This is a genomic window from Cytophagales bacterium, assembly GCA_019456305.1.
Taxonomy (GTDB): Bacteria; Bacteroidota; Bacteroidia; order Cytophagales; family VRUD01; genus VRUD01.
Genome location: VRUD01000058.1, coordinates 21,173 through 29,435 on the forward strand (window position 1 = coordinate 21,173; position 8,263 = coordinate 29,435).

Annotated in this window: 7 protein-coding genes; 4 read left to right on the plus strand and 3 right to left on the minus strand. The window is 36.4% G+C overall.

Going from position 1 to position 8,263, the window contains the following annotated elements; genetic code table 11:
* Nucleotides 1-7 precede the first annotated feature (7 nt).
* Genes FVQ77_12420 through FVQ77_12430 form a run of 3 tightly spaced genes read right to left on the minus strand, consistent with a single transcriptional unit; the run spans nt 8 to nt 4,396 of the window.
* Nucleotides 8-1,495, minus strand: a complete 1,488-nt coding sequence (locus FVQ77_12420; protein MBW8051118.1) for a peptidylprolyl isomerase — start codon at nt 1,493-1,495, stop codon at nt 8-10.
* A gap of 2 nt (nt 1,496-1,497) precedes the next feature.
* Nucleotides 1,498-2,373, minus strand: coding sequence for a peptidyl-prolyl cis-trans isomerase (locus FVQ77_12425; protein MBW8051119.1), 876 nt, complete (start codon nt 2,371-2,373; stop codon nt 1,498-1,500).
* 28 nt (nt 2,374-2,401) lie between these two features.
* Nucleotides 2,402-4,396, minus strand: coding sequence for a peptidylprolyl isomerase (locus FVQ77_12430; protein ID MBW8051120.1), 1,995 nt, complete (start codon nt 4,394-4,396; stop codon nt 2,402-2,404).
* Between the two features lie 405 nt (nt 4,397-4,801).
* On the opposite strand from FVQ77_12430, the gene gcvH reads away from it, so the two are divergent.
* From gcvH to FVQ77_12450, 4 genes are all read left to right on the plus strand, one after another.
* On the plus strand, nt 4,802-5,179 hold the full coding sequence (gene gcvH, locus FVQ77_12435) for a glycine cleavage system protein GcvH (protein ID MBW8051121.1): 378 nt from the start codon (nt 4,802-4,804) through the stop codon (nt 5,177-5,179).
* 218 nt (nt 5,180-5,397) lie between these two features.
* Nucleotides 5,398-5,631, plus strand: a complete 234-nt coding sequence (locus FVQ77_12440; GenBank protein ID MBW8051122.1) for a YgiT-type zinc finger protein — start codon at nt 5,398-5,400, stop codon at nt 5,629-5,631.
* 64 nt (nt 5,632-5,695) lie between these two features.
* Complete coding sequence (locus tag FVQ77_12445) at nt 5,696-6,349, plus strand: energy transducer TonB (GenBank protein MBW8051123.1); 654 nt, start codon at nt 5,696-5,698, stop codon at nt 6,347-6,349.
* A 95-nt stretch (nt 6,350-6,444) separates the two neighbouring features.
* Nucleotides 6,445-8,142: a M20/M25/M40 family metallo-hydrolase gene (locus FVQ77_12450; protein ID MBW8051124.1), complete on the plus strand. Its 1,698-nt coding sequence runs from the start codon at nt 6,445-6,447 to the stop codon at nt 8,140-8,142.
* The last annotated feature ends 121 nt before the right edge of the window (nt 8,143-8,263 follow it).

The window sequence follows — 8,263 nt, forward strand, 5'->3', positions numbered from 1 at the left end:
ATTATACTTAATTCATTAAATTACAGTAACCATATTCCTCATCAATATCAATAAAGACCTCTGCTTTGGTTTTTTCAATCCAATCTGCCAAGGCCTGGTTTTTCTTATTATCAAGGGTAGCGGTATATATTTTTTGGTAATCCTGCTTTAAATTTGCCTGGTGAGGGGGAATCCTTGATTTGTACCAAATAATACGAAGGGCCTCTTTTCCGTCCTGGGTTTTATATGAGACAGGTGGTGAAATTGTTCCGGCTTTCATGGTATCAATAGTAAAGAATATTACAGGGTCAATCTGATCAAGCGGGAGTTTGGTACTGCCGGTATTGGCGTCAAATAGAAATCCCCCGTTGCTGTTTGTTGCCTGGTCTTCGGAGAATTCTTTGGCTGCTTTTTCAAACGTCATACTGTCTGCCAGGATCATCGCTCGTATGCTGTCAAGATAATTTTCGGCATAATCAATATCAAGCACGGATGAATTTGGTTTGATAAGAATATGGCGGGAGTTATATTCATTACCCCTTCTTTCTATCAGTTGAATGAGGTGAAATCCGAATTGGGATTCTATTACTTTAGAGATTTCTGAAGGTTTGAGGTTGAGGGCTGCGGCTTCATATTCTGGAGCTAATTCTCCTATTTTCCAGAAGCCCAATTCACCGCCAAGTTTTGCAGACCCTGGGTCTGCTGAGTATTCTTTTGCCAATGTAACAAAATCTTCACCGTTTAGTATCCTTTCCCTGATTTTTTTTAACTTAATTTTGGCCTGTATTTTCTGTTCTCTGCTTACCTGGGGAAATCTAACGATCTGTGCCACTTCCACTTCTGTAGAGAAATAAGGGAGACTATCCTTGGGTATTTTGTTGAAGAACTTTTTGACTTCTGCAGGCGTGATCTTGATCTTTTGGGTAATATTGTCCTGCATTTTCTGGATGATAAGCTGCTCTTTTACCTGCTTTCGTAATTCGCTTTTTAATTCTTCAATTGATTTGTCATAATATTCTTCAAGTCTTTCTTCAGAGCCAATCTGAGCAATAAAAAATTCCATCCTCCTGTTGAGCTGGTCATCAACAACCTTATTCTCAACGGTTACAGAATCTATTTCTGCTTTAGCAAGAAGTATTTTATTGATTATTAACGATTCAAACAACTCGCATTTTAGGTTTTCGGAAACACCTTCACTACCTGCTTGTTCATCAGACAGGCTGGCAGCATACTGCAGATAGCTGATCTCCAACTCTGATTTTAGTATTATCTGGTTATCAATTTTGGCAACTATTTTGTCTATCACTACGCCATTATTACTTTGGGAATAACACAGATCACCACCGAGAAATCGGGGCAGGCATAGATTAAAAAAGATTACACACCTGCCCGCCACCTGTAAGGCTTTAGTGCCTGCCCGCCCGCCTGTCTGGCCTGCCCGCCAATTGGCAGGCGGGCGGACAGGCCAAAGGCCTATGGCAGGCGGGTGGCAGGCGGGGATTTTTATGTTAATCATTTCTAATATATCTCAAACTCATCATTGAGTTTTGCACTCTTGTAGATGGATTCTTCGAGATTACGAATAAGCTCTACCTTTCTTCTATTGATAATAATATTTCTGATAGTTTCTTTTACAAATTCCAAAGGCGAGATCTGATCTGTAATCTCATAATCATTTATTTTTAAAATATAGATGAAATTAGAATCTTCAGCTTCAATATATCTGTTATTATGTAAAAACTGTATTTTATTGGGAATGCTTTTAAAAGGAGTGTTTTGGATAACCTCATCAAAATTAAACCATATAGAATCTTCAAGTGAATACAAGGTCGCGAACCGGAAGCAATATGACTTCAATTCTTTTAGTTCTTCATTTTTCTCAGATTTTACCCACTTTTTTACCTGATCTGTTTTAGGTGCATCGATCGGGATTTTTATAAATCTGCCTTTTACGATATTTTGCTTTAATTCAAAATTTGCAAGATTTGCTTTGTAGTACTGCTCAATCTTCTTGACGGTAATCGTAGTATCTAAGTTTTCTTTTATATGATTTTTTTGGTACTCGTAAACTATAAGGGCATATTGATAATCCTGTATTTTTCTTTCAATTTCAACTTTATCTATATCAATTTCTCCCGCTTTTGAAAGCATGAGCTGTTTTCTGATCCATGACTCAATATATCTGTTTACAAAACTGGCACTATCTTGTGAAGATGTACCCTTTGGAACTATTCTTTCAATATCCTTCAAATAGAGGTATTTCTCATGAACCTTAGCAATAGCAGTCTCCTGTTCTGTAATTTTTTTTGTTATTAAATCGTTGTAGATAGTCGTTATCTCTTTGCAAGATGTTGTTGTTAGAAGTAGTATCAGGGCTATTATATGAGTTCTCATTAGGCGCTAAAGTCATTTATCAGTTAATTTATTTTTTAATTAACTTTTGAACTTCATCATTATTTACAACAACCGAATATTTTTCTCTTAAACTTTTATTCCATTGCTTTTCGAGGTGGTTTTGAAGATCAGAAATTACAAGTCCCCGGGCTTCCTGTAATGTTTTTGGCATAGGGTCTTCAATGCTACTTACCACGATATAATTGATCCTGACTGCCGGATCAAAGCCGGGTTCTTTTTTCTTTAAAGTATAACTACCAACTTTCCATTCAATGGAGTCTGTTAAATCATTTTCTCCTTTTTGAAAAGGCCCATATATGATTTTTAATCCTCCGGGCGTATTTTTATTAATTGATTCTGCCAGGCCTGTAACGCTCTTTTGTTTTTTAAGCACTTGTTTTAACTTATTCAAAATATCAGGATCAGCACAATCGTAAATAGTGCCAAACAAACGTATATCCCACATGTAATTCTCACTATTTTTTTCATATAGCTCTTTTTGACCAGTAGTGTCAGTGATAGCTCTTGACCAGACTTTTTGATCCATTAGCTGGAAAAGCAGTATCCCGTCTCTATATTCTTTTAAGAGTAGATTGTAATCGCTGTATTTTTCTCCTAAATGAGCTTCTTCATAATTCATAACGCTTTCTTCAGTAAAATTCTTATACAAAATTCTCATATAATGGGTGGGTGAAATATTTTTGCTTCTTTTTTGTTTTTTATATATATAACCGAACAGGTCGTTAATTGTATATTTTTGCTTATTGATCTTGAATAAAGTGGCTTTATTAACTTTGTTGTTCTTGTCAAAGTTCCATTTAGCTTGAATTAATGAAGGATCTGCCTGCAGCAGCGCTTTTTCCAGGGCTTTTGGATATTCCACAAAATTATTTTCTTTTTTCAACTTTTTTATCAATGCGATTCTGCTAAGTTCACTACGGGAATCTTTAGTTACTTTTGATTTTAGCATTGGCTGCAGATCTTCAAAAGACCCAAAAGCTTTTTTATCTATCAGCTTTATGATATGCCATCCGTAGGGTGTAAGCACTGGTTCGGATATATCTCCGGGGCTGTTTAGTATAGAAGCAGCGTCTTCAAAAGTGGGAAGATTCATCTTTCCAGTACTAAACCAGGGCAGCTCACCTCCTTTAGAAGCTGAAGAAGCATCTTCTGAAAACTGAGCACAAAGTTTTTCCCATTCTTTGCCCTGTTTTAACTGGTTATAGACGTCATCAATCTTTTGTTTTGCTGCCTCGGCATCTTCTTTTGATACTCCTGCTGATGTTCTAACCATAATATGAGCTGTTTTTATCTCATCTCTTGAAGGCCTCTTGTTTAATACTTTTACAATATGGTATCCAAACTTTGTACGGACAGGTTTGGATATTTCCTTAACTTTAGTAAGGTAAGCTGCATTCTCAAATGGGTAAACCATTTGCAATGCCGTAAAGTATGGCAGCTCTCCTTTATTTGATTTTGCTGATTGGTCTTGTGAAAATTGTTGAGCAAGCACTCCAAAATCTTCACCGTTAACCGCTTTTTTTCTTATTTCAACTATTTTATTAAACGCTGTGAGCGTATCATCCGGCTCAGCATTCACATCAACTGAAATTAAAATGTGCGAGCATTTCACTTCTTCTTTGAGCCGTTCATAAGCTTCTTTAATGATCTTTTTCGTGACCTCTTTCTCGGTCAAATATGGTTTGGCAAGCTGCTTTTTGTATCCTTCCAATTCTTCTCTGAACTTCGCTGTTGTATCCAGCCCCATGTCTTCAGCTTCCATCACCTTGAGCTTAAAATTAATGTACAGCTCAAGATACTCGTTAATGCTCTCTTTGGTGTTTGCGTCCTCAGCATTTGCATTGTTCTTATTATAAACATACTGAAATTCTGAAACAGACACCTGCTTCTGGCCTAATTTTACGATTGCCGGCTGCTTTTTTGATTTTTTTTGTGCGTGGCACGAAGTGGGTTCAAAATTTTGAACCCCTAAGATTAAAAAAACGCATAGCACATAGCGCATGGCCCCGCCAATTCGCGTGGAAAGAAAGCTTGTGCGAGGGTGACTCCATGCGCGATGCGCCCTGCGCTTCGCGCTATATATTACTTTGTCTTTCATGGTTATTGATTTGTTGGTTTGCTACGTTGGTTATTCTGACCATTAATCAATTTTTAATAATGAGAATTTTATAACGAACCGCAATATTAATTATTTTTTTATTAAATACATTTTTAAACCTGATTTAAATAATGAACTAAATTCTTTGGTTCAAAATTTTTAAAGAAAATCCTTGTGAGTCTAAAATAAAAAGTTCTATCTTTGAACGCTAATATTAATTCCCAATCAAGTTATTAAGTACAATCCAGTGTACTCAGAATGAAACTTGACAATTTATGACTTTTGTATTCTATAGATCCAGAACCAAGTATGAAGCTACCAAAAGATTTGAAATACACCGAAGACCATGAATGGTTAAGAATAGATGGTGACGCAGCTTATGTAGGCATTACTGACTTTGCCCAGAATGAATTAGGGGATATCGTCTATATTGAAATTGATGCTGAAAAAATCTCTAAGGGTGATGTTTTAGGAACAGTGGAAGCCGTGAAAACCGTTTCGGACCTGTTTGCTCCTGTTTCAGGTGAAATTCTGGAAGTAAATGAAGAATTGGAATCTAATCCGGAATTGGTCAATAGCGACCCCTACGGCAAAGGCTGGATAGTCAAAATCAGTATTGACAAAGCTGAAGAAATTGAGAGTTTATTATCTGCTGAGGAATATGAGAAAGCAGTCAGCAGTAAGTAGTCCCGACTTGTAGAGACGTTGCATGCAACGTCTCTACAATTTGCAGAGACGTTGTATCTCAACTTTTAAGTTGAGAAGTCTTTAAAGGTGGTATTAGTAGTTAGCGGCAGGTAATTTTTGGATAAACAATATTCTCATATAAGTATACGTTTTACTCAATAGATATAATTATTAAATTTACTATCATTTTATGTCTTGATTCAAAAGAGAAAAAAAATATGAAATGTGTAATTTGTCATAGTGAACAAATAATACCTATTAATGTAAATGAGGAATTTAATATTGGTCATGATATTATATATGTTCCAATTAAAATACCTGTGTGTAAAGATTGTGGAGAACGATATTATGATAGAAAAACAAAACAATATTTAGAAAAAATTGGCGCTGAACTTCAAAAGAACAAACATAATTTAAAAGAAATCGGAAAAGTATTGATTTTTGAAAAATAATCAACTTTCTTACATTTATGAATTGCAAAAAACTGTTAACCAAATATCCAAAAACCTAAAAGCTATGGAACCAAAGAAAAAACCCGAAGCAGATCTAAACAGATCAAGAGGCGTATTTTTAAGTATTGGCTTTCTGCTCAGTCTTTTTATAGTGATCGTAGCATTTGAATGGAAGACTTTTGAAGGAGGACTACTGAGTCTGGGAAAGTTGGATGAATTTGAAGAACAAATAGAAATTCCAATTACTGAACAGCCGCCACCGCCTCCCCCCGAAAAAGTAATAGAGATCATTGAAGTACTAGATGAAGAAGAAATAGAGGATGAAATAGAAGTAGATCTTGATGTGGAATTTGATGAAGATACTGTGATTGCTGTAGAAGATGCTCCGGAAGAGGAAGATACGGATAAGATATTCCTGGTAGTAGAAAAACAACCGGAACCTAAGGGTGGGATCCAGGCATTTAACAAATATATAGGATCTCATATAAACTATCCTGAACAGGCAAGGAGGGCTGGGGTACAGGGAAGGGTATATATACAATTCGTGGTTGATAAAGATGGTTCGCTTACAGATGTAAAAGCGGTAAAGGGTATAGGCATGGGTTGTGACCAGGAAGCTGTGAGGGTAGTGAAAAAAGCTCCGAAATGGAATCCTGGAAAACAAAGAGGAAGAGCTGTGAGAGTGAAAATGGTGATCCCGATATTGTTTACACTGTAATTAAAGATTACGTCTTTATTTTATGATATTTCCCGTTCGCCTCTTCCCTTCAAATATCCCTGTGACAATAAATAAAGGCTATATTTTAGAATAGCGTGTTAAACCCCGCACATAAATTCTGGATAAAATTAAAAAATAAAAATAACAATCAAACCATTAAAACAATACTTGTCATTCCGAGTGCTGGGTCGGCAAGTGGGCAAGGCGCGAACGAGGAATCCCCTGATAAAAGAGTAAGTAATTCAAATAAGGAGATTCCTCGCTTGCTCCCAAACTCTACCCACACTGCACTCGGAATGACAGGTCTGATGATGAGATTCTTTGCATCCCCCAACTTGTTCATCCAGATAAATCGGAGCGCCCTGTTAGGAATAGCAATTATTATTTTTGGCCCTCTTTTTTCTCAGGACATCCAAAGAGCGAGACAAACCATTGATACCCTCTGCTCTGTTAGTATGCACGGAAGGGGCTATGTAAATGCCGGAGATAAAATAGCCGCAGAATTTATTAAAGCTCAATTCGAAAATATAGGCGTCAAAATTTTCAGGAGTTCTTACCTGCAATATTTTAATCTTGATGTAAATACCTTTCCTAAAAAAATAAAGCTAAAAATAAATGGTAACGATTTACTGCCAGGGAAGGATTTTATCGTGGACGCTATTTCCAGGAAAGGTAAAGGCAGATGTAAAGTTCAATACCTTGATACTTTGATTTTTACCGACCTGCCTGCCCGCCTGTCTGGCGGACAGGCCAAAGATCTATCAGAGGCGGGAGCCCAAAAGGCGCAGGCAGGAAAAGATGCCAGAGAACAATTCCTCGAACAGTCTAACAAAAAAAAAGTTTTCGTATATGATGCAAAACACTACGGGCAACTTTTAGAATTGCCATTAGAATTTATTAATAAAATACACGAATCAAAGGCCATCATTGAATTGAGAGAAAAGAAGCTTACGGTTAGTATCTCCAATAGCCAGCTTAGCAATCCATTTTTTGAAATAAAAAAATCTGATTGGCCTTTATATGTAGGAAGACATGGCATTTCTTCCAAACAGAGAGTTATTACGCATAACGATAAATCACTTATTGATACTAAAACACAGAAAAAAAGAAATGACATGTCTGATCAGGTAAAAAAAATCAAAGTAAGATTTCGGGTTGATGCCGAACTTATTGAAAATTACCAGTCTCAGAATATAATTGGTTTTATTAAAGGTAAAGAAGTCCCTGATACTTTTCTTGTATTTTCAGCACATTACGATCACCTGGGAATGATGGGCAATGATGTTTATTTCCCCGGCGCCAATGATAATGCAAGCGGTGTAGCGATGCTGCTGGAATTGGCACGTTATTATGCAATGCCTGGAAATGAACCGCATTGTTCAATCGTATTTATTGCATTTGGGGGAGAAGAGGCTGGTCTGGCAGGTTCAAAATATTATACCCAAAATCCCTTATTCCCACTAAGGAGGATCAAATTCCTTATCAATCTTGACTTAATGGGAACCGGGCAGGAGGGTATGACCGTGGTAAACGGCACGATTTTTAACAAGGAATTTGAAAAACTCATGAAAATAAACCAGCAGCGCAATTACCTGCCGCAGATAAAAAAAAGAGGTGAAGCTGCCAATTCCGATCATTTTTTCTTTACTGAAAAAGGGGTACCTTCATTTTTCTTCTATACATTAGGAAACCCAAAACACTATCATGATATTTACGACATACCTGAAACTTTACCGCTTACTGGATTTGAAGGGATTTTTAAGCTTATTTTAGATTTTGTAGAGCAATTATAGGGGTTAATTAGGGCTTGTCTATAAAGTCGAATGTTTAATATATTATCACTGTTGTCCGATTAAATTTATAAACTAATAAAATTACTTCTAAAAATTATAAATTTACTCATCAGCATAGGAT